The 17,776-nt window shown below is 53.1% G+C and carries 12 protein-coding genes and 1 pseudogene; 7 read left to right on the top strand and 6 right to left on the bottom strand.

Going from position 1 to position 17,776, the window contains the following annotated elements; translation table 11 throughout:
- Positions 1-32 precede the first annotated feature (32 nt).
- The gene (lpdA, locus tag B9P82_RS19005) at positions 33-1,457 is read left to right on the top strand and encodes a dihydrolipoyl dehydrogenase (RefSeq protein WP_016155701.1); all 1,425 of its coding nucleotides are present in this window, start codon (positions 33-35) and stop codon (positions 1,455-1,457) included.
- A 67-nt stretch (positions 1,458-1,524) separates the two neighbouring features.
- Positions 1,525-1,707 (top strand): annotated as a pseudogene (gene traT / locus B9P82_RS19000) (complement resistance protein TraT); the annotation flags it as partial.
- 61 nt (positions 1,708-1,768) lie between these two features.
- Here the strand turns inward: traT and B9P82_RS18995 are convergent.
- Both B9P82_RS18995 and B9P82_RS18990 read right to left on the bottom strand, forming a co-directional pair.
- Positions 1,769-2,563, bottom strand: coding sequence for a DUF2950 family protein (locus tag B9P82_RS18995; protein ID WP_101700745.1), 795 nt, complete (start codon positions 2,561-2,563; stop codon positions 1,769-1,771).
- 10 nt (positions 2,564-2,573) lie between these two features.
- Positions 2,574-4,175: a DUF3300 domain-containing protein gene (locus B9P82_RS18990; protein ID WP_101700744.1), complete on the bottom strand. Its 1,602-nt coding sequence runs from the start codon at positions 4,173-4,175 to the stop codon at positions 2,574-2,576.
- A gap of 447 nt (positions 4,176-4,622) precedes the next feature.
- Here B9P82_RS18990 and acnB point away from each other — a divergent pair, with 447 nt between their 5' ends.
- Complete coding sequence (gene acnB / locus B9P82_RS18975) at positions 4,623-7,220, top strand: bifunctional aconitate hydratase 2/2-methylisocitrate dehydratase (protein WP_016151723.1); 2,598 nt, start codon at positions 4,623-4,625, stop codon at positions 7,218-7,220.
- 174 nt (positions 7,221-7,394) lie between these two features.
- Positions 7,395-7,757 carry a protein YacL gene (yacL, locus tag B9P82_RS18970; protein WP_101700743.1) on the top strand — a complete coding sequence of 121 codons (363 nt, stop codon included), beginning with the start codon at positions 7,395-7,397 and terminating at the stop codon, positions 7,755-7,757.
- An 83-nt stretch (positions 7,758-7,840) separates the two neighbouring features.
- Here yacL and B9P82_RS18965 read toward each other — a convergent pair whose 3' ends face one another.
- Both B9P82_RS18965 and B9P82_RS18960 read right to left on the bottom strand, forming a co-directional pair.
- Positions 7,841-9,904 (bottom strand): glycoside hydrolase family 36 protein, encoded by a 2,064-nt coding sequence (locus B9P82_RS18965; RefSeq protein ID WP_210404998.1) that lies wholly within the window; start codon positions 9,902-9,904, stop codon positions 7,841-7,843.
- Positions 9,905-9,921: 17 nt separating this feature from the next.
- Positions 9,922-11,325: a sugar porter family MFS transporter gene (locus B9P82_RS18960; RefSeq protein WP_075847970.1), complete on the bottom strand. Its 1,404-nt coding sequence runs from the start codon at positions 11,323-11,325 to the stop codon at positions 9,922-9,924.
- Between the two features lie 238 nt (positions 11,326-11,563).
- On the opposite strand from B9P82_RS18960, the gene B9P82_RS18955 reads away from it, so the two are divergent.
- Complete coding sequence (locus tag B9P82_RS18955) at positions 11,564-12,559, top strand: LacI family DNA-binding transcriptional regulator (RefSeq protein ID WP_101700742.1); 996 nt, start codon at positions 11,564-11,566, stop codon at positions 12,557-12,559.
- Between the two features lie 27 nt (positions 12,560-12,586).
- Here the strand turns inward: B9P82_RS18955 and B9P82_RS18950 are convergent, their stop codons facing one another.
- Complete coding sequence (locus B9P82_RS18950) at positions 12,587-12,934, bottom strand: YacC family pilotin-like protein (RefSeq protein WP_003018667.1); 348 nt, start codon at positions 12,932-12,934, stop codon at positions 12,587-12,589.
- 153 nt (positions 12,935-13,087) lie between these two features.
- Here B9P82_RS18950 and cueO point away from each other — a divergent pair, with 153 nt between their 5' ends.
- Together cueO and B9P82_RS18940 are read left to right on the top strand one after the other, a co-directional pair.
- Positions 13,088-14,704 (top strand): multicopper oxidase CueO, encoded by a 1,617-nt coding sequence (cueO, locus tag B9P82_RS18945; protein WP_101700741.1) that lies wholly within the window; start codon positions 13,088-13,090, stop codon positions 14,702-14,704.
- A gap of 121 nt (positions 14,705-14,825) precedes the next feature.
- Positions 14,826-15,347: a hypothetical protein gene (locus B9P82_RS18940; RefSeq protein ID WP_101700740.1), complete on the top strand. Its 522-nt coding sequence runs from the start codon at positions 14,826-14,828 to the stop codon at positions 15,345-15,347.
- Positions 15,348-15,381: 34 nt separating this feature from the next.
- Here B9P82_RS18940 and B9P82_RS18935 read toward each other — a convergent pair whose 3' ends face one another.
- A complete protein-coding gene (locus tag B9P82_RS18935; RefSeq protein WP_101700757.1) occupies positions 15,382-17,772 on the bottom strand; it encodes a glucose/quinate/shikimate family membrane-bound PQQ-dependent dehydrogenase in 2,391 nt (796 codons plus the stop codon).
- Between the last annotated feature and the right edge of the window lie 4 nt (positions 17,773-17,776).

The following is a 17,776-nucleotide window of genomic DNA, read 5'->3' as shown; positions in this document are numbered from 1 at the left end:
GGTGGACGACGGGTATAAATTAAGAGGTCATGATGAGCACTGAAATCAAAACTCAGGTCGTGGTACTTGGGGCAGGCCCTGCAGGTTACTCTGCTGCCTTCCGTTGCGCAGATTTAGGTCTGGAGACCGTCATCGTAGAACGTTACAGCACCCTCGGTGGTGTTTGTCTGAACGTCGGCTGTATCCCTTCTAAAGCGCTGCTGCACGTAGCAAAAGTTATCGAAGAAGCCAAAGCGCTGGCTGAACACGGTATCGTTTTTGGCGAGCCGAAAACCGATATCGACAAGATTCGTACCTGGAAAGAAAAAGTTATCACTCAACTGACCGGCGGTCTGGCGGGTATGGCCAAAGGCCGTAAAGTGAAAGTGGTTAACGGTCTGGGTAAATTTACCGGGGCGAACACCCTGGAAGTTGAAGGTGAAAACGGCAAAACCGTGATCAACTTTGACAACGCGATCATCGCGGCGGGTTCCCGTCCGATCGAACTGCCATTCATTCCGCATGAAGATCCGCGCGTGTGGGATTCCACCGATGCACTGGAACTGAAAACTGTTCCTAAGCGCCTGCTGGTAATGGGCGGCGGTATCATCGGTCTGGAAATGGGTACCGTGTACCACGCGCTGGGGTCAGAGATCGACGTGGTTGAAATGTTTGACCAGGTTATCCCGGCGGCCGATAAAGACGTGGTTAAAGTCTTTACCAAACGCATCAGCAAGAAATTCAACCTGATGCTGGAAACCAAAGTGACCGCCGTTGAAGCGAAAGAAGACGGTATCTACGTTTCCATGGAAGGCAAAAAAGCGCCTGCTGAAGCTCAGCGTTACGATGCGGTGCTGGTGGCTATCGGTCGTGTACCGAACGGCAAAAACCTCGACGCGGGTAAAGCTGGCGTGGAAGTTGATGACCGTGGCTTCATCCGCGTTGACAAACAGCTGCGCACCAACGTGCCGCACATCTTTGCTATCGGCGATATCGTCGGTCAGCCGATGCTTGCGCACAAAGGTGTTCACGAAGGTCACGTTGCCGCTGAAGTTATCGCCGGTAAGAAACACTACTTCGATCCGAAAGTTATCCCATCCATCGCATACACTGAACCAGAAGTTGCATGGGTTGGCCTGACTGAGAAAGAAGCGAAAGAGAAAGGCATCAGCTTTGAGACCGCCACCTTCCCGTGGGCTGCTTCTGGTCGTGCTATCGCTTCCGACTGCGCAGACGGTATGACTAAACTGATTTTCGACAAAGAATCTCACCGTGTTATCGGTGGTGCGATTGTCGGTACCAACGGCGGCGAGCTGCTGGGTGAAATCGGTCTGGCGATCGAAATGGGTTGTGATGCTGAAGACATCGCGCTGACCATCCACGCGCACCCTACTCTGCACGAGTCTGTGGGCCTGGCGGCAGAAGTGTTCGAAGGTAGCATCACCGACCTGCCAAACCCGAAAGCGAAGAAAAAGTAATCTTCCCGCTTTTGTGAAAACGCCTCTTCGGAGGCGTTTTTTTTGCCTGAAAGCTACCAGTTTTGGTAACGTTGCCGCACTGCGCCAGGGCACGTCCGGTATCAAGCTGCAAACCAGCAGCGCGCAGGGCGATCGCGCAAAATACCAGACCCGCGTCGTGTCTAATGCCAACAAAGTGAACCTGAAGTTCGAAGAAGCGAAACCGGTTCTGGAAGCGCAGCTGGCGAAATCCGTCGCTAACATCCTGTAATCTCTCGTGAGTTGGCCGGAGGGGCTTCGCTTCCCCGGTCAACTCACTATTTGACTGGCATTCAGGGCGCTACGGGCTGCCAGTTTTTATCCAGATGATATGCGGTTAACGCCTGGGCTTTCTGCTGTGCATCAGCGCCGAGATCGGCCTGATAGACTTTATCATCACCGTTAATCATAAAACTCATAACGCCAGTGTGATCGTAGCTGACGGGCCAGGCAACCATCGCAAAGCCGCTGGTTTTATCGGGAAGGATACGGAAACGATAGCCGTGATAGCCCGTGCCAGGCTCCTGCGGACTAAAGGCCGGGCCAAGAGGGCTTGGCGCTTCGCCGGGCGAAACAGGCCAATACAGACCATCTTTTTTCCCTTCAGAACTGACAATCTTTTGCGCGTATTTTTGGTTCATCGCAAAGTAGCTTTGCTGAGCATCTACATAGGCGTGTAATGCTTCAATAGCCGCAAGTTCGTTGCGCCCAATCTCACGGGTCAGGATCTCTTCAGCCGCTTCCTTGATATCAAATTGCCAGCCGGAAGCGGTTTTAACAACCGGGATCGGCAGTTGCCAGTCGCTGTCCCCGACCACCAGGTGTGCGGTATTGCCGTCGATGACGGTATTATGGCGGACCTTCCAGTCGCGCAGGAAGCGATCAACCGCATCAGGATCGACGCCTTCCGGTGGCAGAAACTCGCGCCAGTTTTCCCCGAGCAGGTTGTTCATCGCGCTTTCATTCTGCTCGCTTATCGCGGTTGCCAGGGCATCGGTCGCCTGGTCTGGTGTGCTGAAGGATTGCTGTGCCATCGCGGTGGTCGAAACCATGAATAACACCATTCCACTGAGTAGTTTATTTTTCATGTCGGTTCCCTTAACGATGACGGAATTCACGGTGTTCAGCACGGTCGCCGGATAGCTGGCGAGATGGCTGGTTGCGGGCGACCTGCCTGCTTTGAGCCCCTCGCTGCTGCTGCGCCTGCCAACTGGCGGAGCGACTGTCGTTGCCGCTCAGCGCATTGGCCCGCGGTTGGCTGGTCCGTTGTTGAAGATTGCGCTGCTGCACGTTGCGTTGCTGCGCTGGTTGCGTGACCCGTTTCTCTTGTCGCTGAGTGGCGGCCTGGCGATGTTCATGTTGCTGAGCGTTTGCCCGTTTTGCCGTTTGCGGTTTGCTATCGTAACCACGGTAGTTATTACGCTGGGAAATTTGCTTTAGTTGTTGGCTGGATGCCTGACGCTGGGCGTCTTTCGTTCCCGTACGCGCCGTCTGGGGGAAGGTTTTCCCCGTTGATTTTTCCATCTGGCTCAACGCTGCCTGACGCTGGCTATCACGGTTGACCGGTCTTTGCTGGGTTGAGCTTAGGCCAGTAGCCGTGTTAGTGGAGTGGAAGCGGTTATTGAGCTGGCTATTAGGGTACGGCACCCCTTCGCGATAGGCCGGGTTGTGCTGCCAGGTACGGTTGGCATCCGTCAGACGCTGTCCACTGATTTTATTGAAGTTATCTACGTTGATATTGATGTTGTTATCACCGTTGCGGTTATAGCCGCCATGGTTATCCCAGTCATCGTTATGATGGTGATCCCAGTCATCGTCGTCATCCCAGTCAATATTGCTGAAGATGGCATAAGTTGTGGCGACGCCGAGGCTGAAGCCTAAACCGTTAACGAAGCTGTTGCCAAACTGCTCGCCGGGCGTTGGCGGTAGATAGGTTGGTGGATAGGCGGTGTTCGGCCAGGTACCGTAAACCGTATTTGGGTTATAGGTGGGAACGTAAACTACCTGCGGGTCGGCGGATTCAATTTTGATTACCGTTGGGCTTGCTGAGGCGGCGGTCGTGGCTGTTGTGGTCGTTGACTCGCTGGTGACAGTTTTAGTCGGTGCTGCTTTGGCCACGGTGGTAACGGTCTGCTGCGGTGTTGATTGTAACGCTCCGGTCTGTTGCGCCAGCGCACGCAGGCGTTGAACGGAATCCATAACCTCTTTCGGCTGCGCAAGGAATGCATCGCCCAGGCTCTGTACCCACGGCGGATTTTCACCCATCAGCGACATCAGCTGTGGAAACGCCACCAGCGATTTCACGCTGGGATCCCAGGGTTGGCTAGCAACGGCCTGAATGGCGGCATCACCCTGCATTTTGGGATTGTCTTTTGACCACTGCGCGGCCTGGATGACGTTGGCCGGGTAGGTTGAGGCCATCAAAATTTGCGACAGCAGTGAATCCGGATAGAGCGCGATAGGCGCAACCCACTGATCGATTTGTGCCGATGTGTACGTAGGGGCTGCGGTGGGCGCTGGTTGATCGGCCGGGGCAGGGGCCGCTACGGGAGCTGGAGCCGGTGCGGACGGTTGCTGTGCGACGGGGGCTGGAGCTGCTGGCTCCGTTGCGCGACTTTTAACGAACATCACGCCAGAGGCGGCAAACAGCCCGGCACTGCACAGAAGGACAAGCAGATGTGGCTTAAAGGGCAACTTCATAAAATGACTCCAACGAGACAAGCGCTGTGCCGTGAGGCGTTCTGTTGCCGCGAGTATTATTCACCCGTGTTAGATAGTTTTGACTTTTATTGGGGATTCACCCGACAGGTCCGGAAAAAGAGTGTGAAGATTTATTACACAATTATATCTGATGGCTGAAAAATCGCTGGAATATTCAGCATGTCGCGCTTGAAAATCAACCATTTCACATCGTTTTTAGGGAACCCAAATTACGCCCCGCCTTGTCGCTACACCATTCTTAACGATTCAGCCAATTTTTTATGTTGCTTTTTTGTAAACGGATTAACACTTAATGAAAATCCTGTTATTGTGCCTTACGCGGTACCGGGCATTTACCCTACTAACTACTGTCTCACAGGAGCGTGAAGAGAATCGCCCATCTACAAAAGCGCCGCATTATGACAATGAGAGCGAGGAGATATCGTCGTGCTAGAAGAATACCGTAAGCACGTAGCTGAGCGTGCTGCCCAGGGGATTGTGCCAAAACCGTTAGACGCAACCCAAATGGCCGCACTTGTCGAGCTGCTGAAGACCCCGCCTGTGGGCGAAGAAGAATTCCTGTTAGACCTGTTGATCAACCGCGTTCCTCCTGGCGTAGATGAAGCCGCTTATGTTAAAGCGGGTTTTCTCGCTGCCGTCGCGAAAGGCGACACCACCTCCCCGCTGGTGACTCCAGAAAAAGCCATTGAACTGCTGGGCACCATGCAGGGTGGTTACAACATTCATCCGCTGATCGACGCGCTTGACGACGCAAAACTGGCGCCGATTGCCGCCAAAGCGCTCTCTTCAACGCTGCTGATGTTCGATAACTTCTACGATGTAGAAGAAAAAGCCAAAGCGGGCAACGAATATGCGAAGCAGGTAATGCAGTCCTGGGCCGATGCCGAATGGTTCCTGAACCGTCCAGCTCTGGCTGAAAAAATCACCGTTACCGTGTTTAAAGTGACGGGTGAAACTAACACCGATGACCTCTCTCCGGCACCGGACGCATGGTCTCGCCCGGATATCCCTCTGCACGCGCTGGCGATGCTGAAAAACGCCCGTGAAGGTATCGAACCGGACCAGCCGGGCGCGGTAGGCCCGATCAAACAGATTGAAGAACTGCAGAAAAAAGGCTACCCGCTGGCTTATGTGGGTGACGTTGTTGGTACCGGCTCTTCGCGTAAATCTGCAACCAACTCCGTACTGTGGTTCATGGGCGATGATATCCCTCATGTACCGAACAAGCGCGGCGGCGGTCTGTGTCTCGGCGGCAAAATTGCACCGATCTTCTTCAATACCATGGAAGATGCGGGCGCACTGCCAATCGAAGTGGACGTCTCGAACATGAACATGGGCGACGTGATTGACGTTTACCCGTTCAAAGGAGAAGTGCGTAACCACGAAACCGGCGAATTGCTGGCAAGCTTTGAGCTGAAAACTGATGTGCTGATCGACGAAGTGCGCGCTGGTGGCCGTATTCCGCTGATCATCGGTCGTGGCCTGACTACCAAAGCGCGCGAAGCGCTGGGACTGCCTCACAGCGACGTATTCCGTCAGGCGAAAGACGTGGCGGAAAGCAGCCGCGGCTTCTCTCTGGCGCAGAAAATGGTGGGCCGCGCCTGCGGTGTGAAAGGTATCCGTCCGGGCGCGTACTGCGAACCGAAGATGACCTCTGTGGGTTCTCAGGATACCACCGGCCCGATGACCCGTGATGAACTGAAAGACCTGGCGTGCCTGGGCTTCTCTGCTGACCTGGTGATGCAGTCCTTCTGTCACACTGCCGCGTATCCAAAGCCGGTTGACGTGACCACGCACCACACTCTGCCGGACTTCATCATGAACCGTGGCGGCGTGTCGCTGCGTCCGGGCGATGGCGTAATCCACTCCTGGCTGAACCGCATGCTGTTGCCGGATACTGTCGGCACCGGCGGTGACTCCCATACTCGTTTCCCGATTGGCATCTCCTTCCCGGCGGGTTCTGGCCTGGTGGCGTTTGCTGCTGCGACCGGCGTGATGCCGCTGGATATGCCGGAATCCGTTCTGGTGCGTTTCAAAGGCAAAATGCAGCCGGGGATTACCCTGCGCGATCTGGTACACGCCATTCCGCTGTACGCGATCAAACAGGGTCTGCTGACCGTTGAGAAGAAAGGTAAGAAAAACATCTTCTCTGGCCGCATCCTCGAAATCGAAGGTCTGCCGGATCTGAAAGTGGAGCAGGCGTTCGAACTGACCGATGCCTCCGCTGAACGTTCCGCTGCCGGTTGTACCATCAAACTGAACAAAGAGCCGATCGTTGAGTATCTGAACTCTAACATCGTTCTGCTGAAGTGGATGATCGCTGAAGGTTACGGCGATCGCCGTACGTTGGAGCGTCGTGTGCAGGGGATGGAAAAATGGCTGGCGGATCCGCAATTGCTGGAAGCCGACGCTGACGCAGAATACGCGGCGGTGATCGACATCGATCTGGCGGATATCAAAGAGCCAATCCTGTGTGCACCGAACGATCCGGACGACGCACGTCTGCTGTCTGACGTGCAGGGCGAGAAGATCGATGAAGTCTTCATTGGCTCCTGCATGACTAACATCGGCCACTTCCGTGCGGCGGGTAAACTGCTGGATGCGCACAAAGGCCAGTTGCCGACGCGTCTGTGGGTGGCTCCGCCAACCCGTATGGATGCGGCGCAGCTGACCGAAGAAGGCTACTACAGCGTGTTTGGTAAGAGCGGTGCGCGTATTGAGATCCCAGGCTGTTCGCTGTGCATGGGTAACCAGGCGCGTGTGGCTGACGGCGCAACGGTGGTCTCGACCTCTACCCGTAACTTCCCGAACCGTTTAGGTACCGGGGCGAACGTCTACCTGGCTTCTGCGGAGCTGGCGGCGGTTGCGGCGCTGATTGGCAAACTGCCGACGGCGGAAGAGTATCAGACCTATGTGGCGCAGGTTGATAAGACGGCGGTGGATACCTACCGTTATCTGAACTTCGACCAGCTGTCTCAGTATACTGAGAAAGCCGATGGTGTGATTTTCCAGACCGCGGTGTAATACGCTAACGCGATTTGTGTAAAAACGCATCAATGCCCGGAGAAGTCTGCTTCTCCGGGCATTTTTATTTCTATTCCTTATACCCGCTACGCTTTTTTTCTGCCGCGCTGCTGCGATAATTACAGCAAGGCGCAATGCGGTATTGGCGCATTGCCGGGAGCAGAGGAAGACATTATGGATTACGAATTTCTGCGCGATATTACCGGACTGGTAAAAGTGCGTATGTCCATGGGCCACGAGGTGGTGGGGCACTGGTTTAACGAAGAAGTGAAAGAAAACCTGGCCTTACTTGATGAAGTGGAACAGGCGGCGCATGCGGTGAAGGGCAGTGAGCGCTCCTGGCAGCGAGCAGGGCATGAATACACGCTCTGGCTGGATGGTGAAGAAGTGATGGTGCGCGCCAATCAGCTGGAATTCTCCGGAGATGAAATGGAAGAGGGGATGAGCTACTACGACGAAGAGAGCTTTTCACTTTGCGGCGTAGAGGACTTTCTTCAGGTCGTGGCGGCGTACCGCGAGTTTGTACAACAACGCTAATCAACGCGGAGCCACTCGGCTCCGCATTACTATCGGGTGAGCGCTGTGCGCACCCGATAGCCGAGCACTTTTTCGCAGGCCCGTTATCGGGTGTATTCACTGGTAAAAGTAAGGTGAAATAACCTTGCGGTCATCTTTTGGTTCAGAAAAACGCAGGCACCTGACGACTGGAGTATAGGCTGGTAGCGCGACTGTTCGGCCTGGGGATACACGCAGGTGATAGTGGCGAGTTGCGCGAGAGGGACGGTCATCGCTCCTTGTTCGCTGTCCATACGCCATACCGCGAGCCACGCCTCATGCTCGTTACGTAGGCCAAAGGCCAACCACGGTGAGGATAATGTGGGCATACCCAACGGCCAGAAAGGCTGTAGATGCGGAATTTTCTCGCGAAACGTTTTATACAGCGCAATCCCTTCCTGAACCAGCGCAAAACGTTCTTCACTCAACTCCGCCAGATGACCACTCTGATGCACCCGCAGCAGCATGCTGTTAACCATATTCATCACCACTTCTTCCCGATCCCCCTCGCGCAGTGGATAAGACCAGATAGCAGCTTGCTCAGGAGTGACCGCTGACGCTGCGGCGGCAGCGATAGCCGCCATGAGCCGATAGTCGGTTTGATCGGTAACGGATTGAATACTGTGCTGTTGCAGCATCGCGTAATCCATCCGTAAACCACCGCTGCCGCAGTTCTCGATCACCAGTTGTGGGTAGCGTTGCATTGTTTTCTGCAGCCAGGTTAGATAGGCACGGTTATGCTGCAACAGGCCGTCGCCGCTGCTGTCGGCCTGGTAGTCAGTACCGCTGCCTGCATTGATGTTGTAATCCATTTTGATATAGCTAACACCGTAATCCTCGACCAGGCGCGTGATGATCCGTTCCGCATGTTCTTGTACCAATGGGTGGCGGAAATCGAGCTGATAGCGCTGGTGGTCGATAACCCGTTTGCCATGACGCTGGAAAAAACACTCATCGGGCAGCTTTTGCGCCAGCGGACAAGCTATGCCCATGACCTCAAGCTCTAACCACAGACCTGATTTCATCCCTTTGGCGGCAATATACTCAAGCGGTTCGTGGATCCCGCCAGGGAAACGCGCGGATGAAGGCAGCCATTCACCGACGCCATCCCACCATTCACCGTCCGAGTACCAACCGCAATCAATGCAGAAATATTCGCAGCCAGCCTTTGCGGCTGCATCAATCAACGGCAGCAACTTTTCAGTCGTAGGGTCACCTGAGAGGCCGTTCATATAATCATTGAAGATCACTGGTAGCTGCACATTATCCTGTGAAGGGCGCATTATTCGTCGACGATAGCGCGTTATCTCTTGTAGCGCCTCTTGCAGCCCGCCGTGTACCTGGCTTACGGCAACAGGCACGGAGGTAAAGGTTTCACCGGGTAGTAGTTGTTTCCACCAGTGATTTTCGTTTTCCGTTGGCCCGCTAGCCTGCAAATAGAGACGATTACGGAAATCGCCGATCTCCCATTGCCACGAACCGTTATGCTCAATTTGCCAGAGCAGTGTTGTTCCTGCCGACGTGTCTTCAAATGCCGCCATAGGAAGATAGCCAATACTGGACCAGGTTCCTGTGTTTTCGATAGCGATACGATTAAGGGAGAAGACATTCACCTTATCCAGCCCAAGCTCTGGTGGTGTGGCGCTTTTCCACTGTGCTTCGCCGTACCAGTTATTATGCGGTAGATGCAGGACGCTATTTTTTTGCCAGGGCAGGCTGTCGATGGCGAACAACGTCAGCGAACTGACATACTCCAGGCCGATAGTATCGGCGCTGGCGTTACGGATATCACACCAGACGCGGGCCGCCTGTAGCCCACGAAAATGCTGTAGATGCCAGCGGGCGTGAACCGCTGGGCTATGTAGATCTATCTCCAGTTTTTTCCCCTGCGCATTTTCGCTTTCCCGATGGGCGTGATAGCGCAGAGAGAAGCCTGGTTCGCTACCGGTATGCTTACGGGCGTGGTGATCGTTTTGATTATGGCCACTGACATGCACCTGAATAAGAGGGAATGCACCCTGTACATCACTCTTTCCGACAAGTAAAAACTGGCTGATATAAATTTGTTGTTCTTCATTTAACTCGAAGGAAATATGAAAGTTATCTTCTTTAAAGTCTATAAAGCTCATCTTGTCGCACCCTTGTATTATTGTCCGATATTTCGCAGTTTTTTTCCTGCCATCAGGTTTTGCTCAATGCGCTCCAGTGAAATATTTTTTGTTTCAGGCACAAAAAGATAGATGATCACGAGGGCGACAATATTCAGTAGCGCATATAAATAAAATGTATGGGCGCTACCTAAACTATTTAGCAATGACAGGAAGGTTGCACTGACAATCATCCCGGCGATGTGACAGGTAAAAGTAGAGCAGGTGATACCAAATTCTCGGCCTTTCAGCGGTTGAATCTCAGAGCACAATAACCAGATAAGCGGCCCGGCAGACATGGAGAAGCCGACGATAAACAGCAACAGCATGGTAACCGTGATACCTTTCTCCAGCGCTGATAACGCATCACCACCCAGCAACGTCCCTACGATGCTCATAGCGAAACCCATCGTGATAAAACCAGCGTACAGCATTGGTTTTCGTCCCCAGCGATCGACGAAGCCGACGGCAATAAAGGTGGCGAGCGTCATCACGAAGCCCACAATAACCGTGCCCCACATCTGCTCGGCTGTTGAAGTGAAGCCAATTTCATGGAATATACGCGGCGCGTAATACATCATCACATTTACGCCAGAGAACTGCTGCATGATTTGCAAAATAATTCCCAGGCTAACACTGCGACGAAAATTCCTGTTTTCTTTGAATAAATTCCAGCCTTGTTGCTTAACGTTGAGCTGTTCTTTAATTTCGCTAAGTTCATTCTCCACCTCTTCACGGCTATTACGCAGGCGGATTAACACTATCCGAGCCTCCTCTTCACGGCCATGCATCATGAGCCAGCGCGGGCTGCGCGGCAGGAATAGCGCCCCGAACAGAAAGACCAGTGAAGGGATGGCGACAACCAGCAGCATACCGCGCCAGTTGCCGCTGTAGCTAAAGGCGGTATTGGTCAGAAAAACCAGCAAGATGCCTAGCGCAATCATCAATTGATAGGCTGATATCATTGCACCGCGAATGTTTTTTGGCGTTATTTCAGAAAGATAGAGTGGTGTCGCATAAGATGCGACACCCAGACCGACGCCGAGGATCAGCCGTCCGACGATGAGCATCCCTGGGCCAACTGCGCAGGTACAAATAATCGCTCCTAAGCAAAAGGAAGCCGCGGCGATTAATAAAGCGTATTTACGGCCCAGGCGATAGGCCAGAAAACCGCTACACAGAGTTGCGACGGCGGCGCCGACCATCATTGAACTGACCACCCACTCCTGCTGGCTATCCAGCAGTTGATACTCTTTAGCGATCAGCGGGAGTGCGCCGGAAATGACGCCGATATCCAGGCCAAATAACAGCCCTGCGAGCGCAGCCAACAGGCAAATCCAGATGACTTGGGGGCGCGTTTTATGTTTTTTGGCCGCAGTTGGAAGCGTACTATCTAATGTCATGATATAAGTACCTTTGTTTGTATGATTATTTTCAGGGCTTTTTGTTTTAATACTTAATCGATTTCGTATTGTTTTATGCTAGATCTGAAAAATAATGATTTCAATGGTTGTAACTGCATAATTGTGATCGTTGCTACACAATAAAGTCGTGTCGAAATGTTTTTTATTGTCACGTAAAAACTAATCAGTTAAATTGGCAGGAATATCCTTGTTCAGAGCTATTTAGTCCATAATAAATATGAATATAAAAGAGCTGGCAGCGTATCTTAATCTTTCGACAGCGACGGTTTCGAAAGCGCTAAATAATAAAAGTGATATCAGTAACCACACCCGTAAAAAGGTACTGGAAGCGGCGGATAAACTGGGTTACCGGCCAAATGCATCAGCCCGCTATTTGCGTAGTGGTAAAACAGGGGTCGTGGCTCTGCTGCTGCCTGCAGCGGATGATGGCAATATCCATACCGCCTCGTTCTTTATGGCTATCGCCAGGGGGCTACAGGCTAGTTTAAAAGAGAGTGCCATCGATCCGGTCATCCATATTTCTACCGATCGCGAAAGTGAGCTACAACTGCTGCATAAAATTGTTGAGCAGAACCGTGCTGACGCGATTATCCTGACAGACACTCGTATTGATGATGAACGGATCCTTCTGCTTGATGAACTAAAGTTTCCCTTTGTGACGATGGGGCAAAGCCGCTCGCTGGGCGGGAACTTCAATTGGGTCGATTTTCATCATGAGGAGATGGGGAAACAATGCGTGCGTGCGGCACTGCGTCTCGGAGCGCAACGTATTGCCATTGCGACGCTTGGCCCGGACAGTATGCATGGCCGTCAGTTCTTGACCGGCTGTTTGCAGGCGTTGGCGGTGCAAGGGATTCATTACCATGACGGGTTGGTTTTCTTTGGCAGCGTAGCTGAATCTTCCGGTGAAGAGGCCGCGCGGCAATTTCTACAGCAGCCAGAGCGGCCTGATTTCATTATTTTCATCAACGACTTTTTACTGATGGGGGCGAGTCACTATCTGGCCTCGTTACCCGAGTGCGGACTCAATGAAAAAAACATGCTGTGTGCCACGGCAAGCAGCGATTTTTCTGTGCGAGTGGTGTCGTCGAGTTGTCTCTTTACCGTCGATCACGAAGAGGTTGGGCGGCAACTGGGGCTGGCGGTATTGAGAGTCACTAAAGGGGAAATCCAGGCAAAATCAGTGTTGCTGACGTTGCCGGTAAAAGAGTAAGCGAAGCTTGCTGGCTCCGCAACGCGGCTATTTAACGTAAGCCAACAGGCTCAGGGAGTCACGTGCCAGCGCTTTGCATTTCTTGGCCGTTGGGATGCCAATACCGCTGAGGTCGCGGTAGCTGTCTTCACCCAACGCTTTCATATTGAAGGTGTCGTAATTACTCAGGTCCCACTGGTTTTGCTGGGCAAAAAAGACCAGTGCGCGACGAATCTGCCCATTTGGCAAATTCTGGTATCCACAGTCATTTTTCAGAAAAACAAAAACTGCCGTTAAATCGGCCATATCTTCGGCTTCGGACTCACTAAGCGCGTAGCTGTTTGCGCATACGGCCATCAGGCTGCCGAACAAAACGGTTCTGAAAAACGTCTTCATTGCTTCTACCACTGCATCACGGAATTTAAACGTTAGCACACTGCGAGCGAAGCGACGACCTTTATTATTAGCCGTTTACTTGACCTTCCCGTAAGGGTAAGGCTTATGCTTAAAAGATAGCCTGCTTAAGCTGCTGAATATAAGGAAGTGATTATGCAACGTCGTGACTTTTTAAAGTACTCCGTGGCGCTGGGCGTCGCGTCAGCGTTACCTCTGTGGAGCCGGAGCGTATTTGCTGCAGACCGTCCCGCATTACCCATTCCAGACCTGTTAACCGCAGATGCCTCTAACCGTATGCAGCTGATCGTGCAAGCCGGACAGTCGAGTTTTGCCGGTAAAACAGCCACGACCTGGGGATATAACGGCAGTTTGCTCGGGCCGGCGGTCAAGCTGAACAAAGGGCAATCGGTGACGGTGGATATCCATAACCAGCTTGCCGAAGAGACGACGTTGCACTGGCACGGGCTGGAAATCCCCGGTGAAGTCGACGGTGGCCCGCAAGGTATTATTCCGGCGGGTGGGAAACGTTCTGTGACCTTCACACCGGATCAGCGCGCGGCAACCTGCTGGTTCCACCCGCATCAGCATGGGAAGACTGGTCATCAGGTGGCGATGGGCCTGGCCGGACTGGTGCTGATTGAAGATGAAGAGATTCGCAAGCTGCTGCTGCCTAAGCAGTGGGGCATTGATGATGTGCCGGTGATTATTCAGGATAAACAGTTCTCTGCTGATGGTCAGGTTAACTATCAACTGGACATCATGACCGCTGCCGTCGGCTGGTTTGGCGATACGCTGCTGACCAATGGGGCGATTTATCCTCAGCATGCTGCACCGCGCGGTTGGCTGCGTCTGCGTCTGCTAAATGGTTGTAACGCACGCTCACTGAATATCGCGGCCAGCGACAATCGTCCTTTGTACGTTATTGCCAGCGACGGCGGACTGTTGGCGGAGCCAGTAAAAGTAACCGAACTTCCTATGCTGATGGGCGAACGCTTTGAAGTGCTGGTGGATGTGAGCGACGGTAAAGCGTTTGATCTGGTCACTCTGCCTGTGGGTCAGATGGGCATGGCGATTTCACCATTTGATAAGCCGCATCCGGTGATGCGCGTTCAGCCGCTGCTGATTACCGCTTCCGGCACGCTGCCGGATACGCTGACATCCATGCCGGCGCTGCCATCGCTTGAGGGGCTGACGGTGCGCAAACTGCAATTATCGATGGACCCAATGCTCGACATGATGGGCATGCAAATGTTGATGAAGAAGTACGGCGCTCAGGCTATGGCGGGTATGGATCATGGGAAGATGATGGGCCATATGAATAATGACAATATGGGCCACGGGAACATGAAGCATGGCAATATGAACCACGGTGAGATGGGGAATATGCAGCATGGTGACATGGGCAACATGAAGCATGGAACATTCGATTTCCATAATGCCAACCGGATTAATGGTCAGGCGTTTGATATGAATAAACCGATGTTTGCCGCGGCGAAAGGTCAACACGAACGCTGGGTAATTTCCGGTCAGGGCGACATGATGCTGCATCCGTTCCACATTCACGGCACGCAGTTCCGTATTCTGTCTGAAAATGGCAAAGCACCTGCTGCGCACCGCGTGGGATGGAAAGATACGGTGCGGGTTGAGGGCGGCGTGAGCGAGGTGCTGGTGAAATTTGACCACGACGCGCCAAAGGAACATGCCTATATGGCGCACTGCCATTTGTTAGAGCATGAGGATACCGGGATGATGCTCGGTTTTACCGTATAAACAGCGGCGGATAGCGGTGGCGCTATCCGCTAAATGTTTATTTCAAAAACGGATTATTACTCTATCGTCGAGTAAAGGCATTCATATACTGATGAGGTTAATCACTCATCACGAGGTATTCATGACCCTTTTGCGTAAAGTACTGACGGCATCTTTTATTATGCTTCTGGCGGTTTCGGCACAGGCTGCGATGAAGATGGAACGCCAACAGATTTCAAAACTGAATTTAAGTCTCGAAATTCCGCAGACGCTCACGCCGATGCCGGACGAAATGGCAAAAATCAAATACCCTTCTGAAAACCGTCCACAGGTGATTTACGGTGACGAACGAGGTAAAGCGTCTCTAGGTATTACCGCCGGGCGCAACGCGTTGCATGCCGCTCAGTTGGATATGGCAAAGGATACGACACTGAAGATGCTGACCAATTTCAAGCCGCAGGCGGAACCTGTCACGATTGATGGACATAAAGCGTGGCTGATTACTTTCCGTTCTCAAGCGCCGGATACTGAAATTCTCAATATGCTGCTGATTACCTCGCAAAACGAGAAAGCGGTGCAGGTCTCCTTCAATATGACCAGAGATCTGGTGGCTCAGTATCAGGAAGCCGCAAAAGCGTCGTTACTGTCACTGAAGTTTGAATAAAAAAACGCCCGCTGATTAGCGGGCGTTTTCCATTTTACTTCGCGTCGTCCGGCAACGCATATGCCACAATATAATCGCCCATCTTGGTGCCAAATGAGCCGTGGCCCCCGGCGGATATCACCACATACTGCTTACCGTTAACTTCATACGTCATCGGCGTTGCCTGGCCGCCTGCCGGAAGCCGACCCTGCCACAGTTTTTCACCGTTGCTCATGTTGTATGCGCGCAGATAGTTATCGGCAGTCGCGGCTATAAACAGCACGTTACCCGCGGTGGAGATAGGTCCACCCAGCATCGGCATCCCCATATTGAACGGCACCGGAACTGGCATTGGGAATGGCATGCTGTCCTGTGGCGTACCAATGCGTTTTTTCCACACCACTTGATTGGTTTTCAGATCTACGGCGGAAATGTAGCCCCATGCTGGCTGTTTACACGGCAGGCCAAATGGTGAAAGGAATGGATTAAGCGTTACGCCGAATGGTACGCCGTACTGCGGCTGAATACCGGACTCTGTGCCAGTACCTTTGGCATCTTTCGGCGGCTCCATCGGATTGCCGGGACCGCGTGGGATCAGCTTAGAAACGAACGGCAGCGCCATCGGGTTGGCAATGGCTACCTGACGGTTGGGATCAACGGAAATACCGCCCCATTCGAACATGCCGAGGTTACCCGGGAACACCAGAGTGCCTTGCTCTGAAGGCGGGGTAAAAATGCCTTCATAGCGCAGTTGGTGGAACATTACGCGGCACACCAACTGGTCAAACATGGTTGCGCCCCACATATCCGCACCACTTAAATCTTTTTGCGGACGGAAACTGAGATCGGAGAACGGCTGGGTTTTGCTGACATAATCACCTTTGGCTGCACCTTGCGGCACCGGTTTTTCCGGGGCAGGCACCACCAGTTCACCATTACGGCGGTCGAGCACAAAGATATTACCGGTTTTTGCCGGGGCATAAATGACCGGGATTTTCTCTCCATTGACGTTGATATCCGCCAGGGTTGGCTGTGCCGGTAAGTCCATATCCCACAGATCGTGGTGAACGGTCTGATAGCTCCAGGCCAATTTCCCGGTCGTGGCATTTAACGCCAGAATGGCGCTGGCGTAACGTTCCTGTTCCGGTGTGCGGTTACCGCCCCAGATATCCGGCGTGGTAACGCCCATGGGCAGATACACCAGATCCAGCTTCGCGTCGTAGGCCGCAGGCGCCCAGGAGTTGGGTGAGTTAAAGGTGAAGGTATGTTCATCTGACGGGATGAAATTAGGATCCTTGGCACCGGGATCAAACGCCCACAGAAGCTTGCCGTTATTGACGTCAAAACCACGTATCACCCCGGATGTTTCGCGGGTTGAGTAGTTATCGGTTACCGACCCGGCAATAACGATAGTTTTATCGGTGATTATCGGGGGAGACGTCGGTTCGTACAGGCCCGGTGAGGTATCCGGCATATTGGTCTGCAGATTCAAAATACCTTTATTGGCGAAGGTTTCGCACAGCTTGCCGGTCTCGGCATTCAAGGCAAACAGTCGACCATCATTGACCGGCAAAAGGATGCGGCGCGGACAGTCGGCCATCACCTCTGCAGAAGCCGTATCCGCTTTGGCTTCATGATAAGAAACGCCGCGACAGGTTACGTGCTGGAAGCTGGTATTGGTATTGAGTTGGGGATCGAAATGCCACTTCTCTTTACCGCTGGCCGCATCCAGGGCGAACAGCCGCTGGTGGGCGGTACACAGATAAAGAGTATCCCCCACTTTTATTGGCGTGACTTCATTGGTGATTTCACCGGGATCGTTGGGTTGTTTTAAATCCCCGGTACGAAATACCCAGGCTTCTTTCAACTGATGAACGTTGTCAGCGTTAATTTGTTTTAACGGTGAGTAGCGTTGACCTTCCTGATTGCGACCGTAAGCCGGCCAGTCCTCGTCGGCAACCGCTGAGATTGCATCGGCCTGAGAGGTATCTGCACTCAGCGTGCCGTGAACCTCTTGTGGATCGTTGAAGCCAGCCCAGGTCAGGATACCGCCGCTAATCAGCAGGGCCACCACCAGCGCCGCTACTGCGCCACTGGAAGGGATAATCAGGCGATGCCAGACGAAAGGCAGGATAAGCCAGATACCAAAGAAGACCAGGATGTCGCTACGCGGCGTCAGCGCCCAGAAATCAAAGCCGACTTCCCAGACGCCCCAAATCATGGTGGCGAGAAGCAGGGCGGCATACAGCCAAAGGGCGGATCGGTTACTGCGCCACAACAGGAGAGCCACACCGAGCATGGCAAGGCCCGCGATCGGGTAATACCAGGAGCCACCGATGGCGACCAGCCAGCCTCCACCAATCAGGAGATATAGTCCACAAAGTGCCGCAAACAGGGCGCTCAGGGTCACGATAAGCCGTTGAGAACGTACTTTGTTATTTGCCATAAAA

Source organism: Citrobacter sp. L55 (assembly GCF_002850715.1).
In the GTDB taxonomy this organism is placed as follows: domain Bacteria; phylum Pseudomonadota; class Gammaproteobacteria; order Enterobacterales; family Enterobacteriaceae; genus Citrobacter; species Citrobacter braakii.
The sequence above is the reverse complement of the archived record's forward strand: the minus strand, read 5'-3'. Positions and strand labels throughout refer to the sequence as shown.

What these genes read in the sequence shown, in the direction of transcription:
- B9P82_RS18940 (WP_101700740.1), top strand. Translation starts at nt 14,826, where the DNA reads ATGACCCTTTTGCGTAAAGTACTGACGGCATCTTTTATTATGCTTCTG.
- B9P82_RS18955 (WP_101700742.1), top strand. Translation starts at nt 11,564, where the DNA reads ATGAATATAAAAGAGCTGGCAGCGTATCTTAATCTTTCGACAGCGACG.
- B9P82_RS18950 (WP_003018667.1), bottom strand. Translation starts at nt 12,934, where the DNA reads ATGAAGACGTTTTTCAGAACCGTTTTGTTCGGCAGCCTGATGGCCGTA.
- yacL (WP_101700743.1), top strand. Translation starts at nt 7,395, where the DNA reads ATGGATTACGAATTTCTGCGCGATATTACCGGACTGGTAAAAGTGCGT.
- B9P82_RS18990 (WP_101700744.1), bottom strand. Translation starts at nt 4,175, where the DNA reads ATGAAGTTGCCCTTTAAGCCACATCTGCTTGTCCTTCTGTGCAGTGCC.
- B9P82_RS18960 (WP_075847970.1), bottom strand. Translation starts at nt 11,325, where the DNA reads ATGACATTAGATAGTACGCTTCCAACTGCGGCCAAAAAACATAAAACG.
- B9P82_RS18935 (WP_101700757.1), bottom strand. Translation starts at nt 17,772, where the DNA reads ATGGCAAATAACAAAGTACGTTCTCAACGGCTTATCGTGACCCTGAGC.
- cueO (WP_101700741.1), top strand. Translation starts at nt 13,088, where the DNA reads ATGCAACGTCGTGACTTTTTAAAGTACTCCGTGGCGCTGGGCGTCGCG.
- B9P82_RS18995 (WP_101700745.1), bottom strand. Translation starts at nt 2,563, where the DNA reads ATGAAAAATAAACTACTCAGTGGAATGGTGTTATTCATGGTTTCGACC.
- B9P82_RS18965 (WP_210404998.1), bottom strand. Translation starts at nt 9,904, where the DNA reads ATGAGCTTTATAGACTTTAAAGAAGATAACTTTCATATTTCCTTCGAG.
- lpdA (WP_016155701.1), top strand. Translation starts at nt 33, where the DNA reads ATGAGCACTGAAATCAAAACTCAGGTCGTGGTACTTGGGGCAGGCCCT.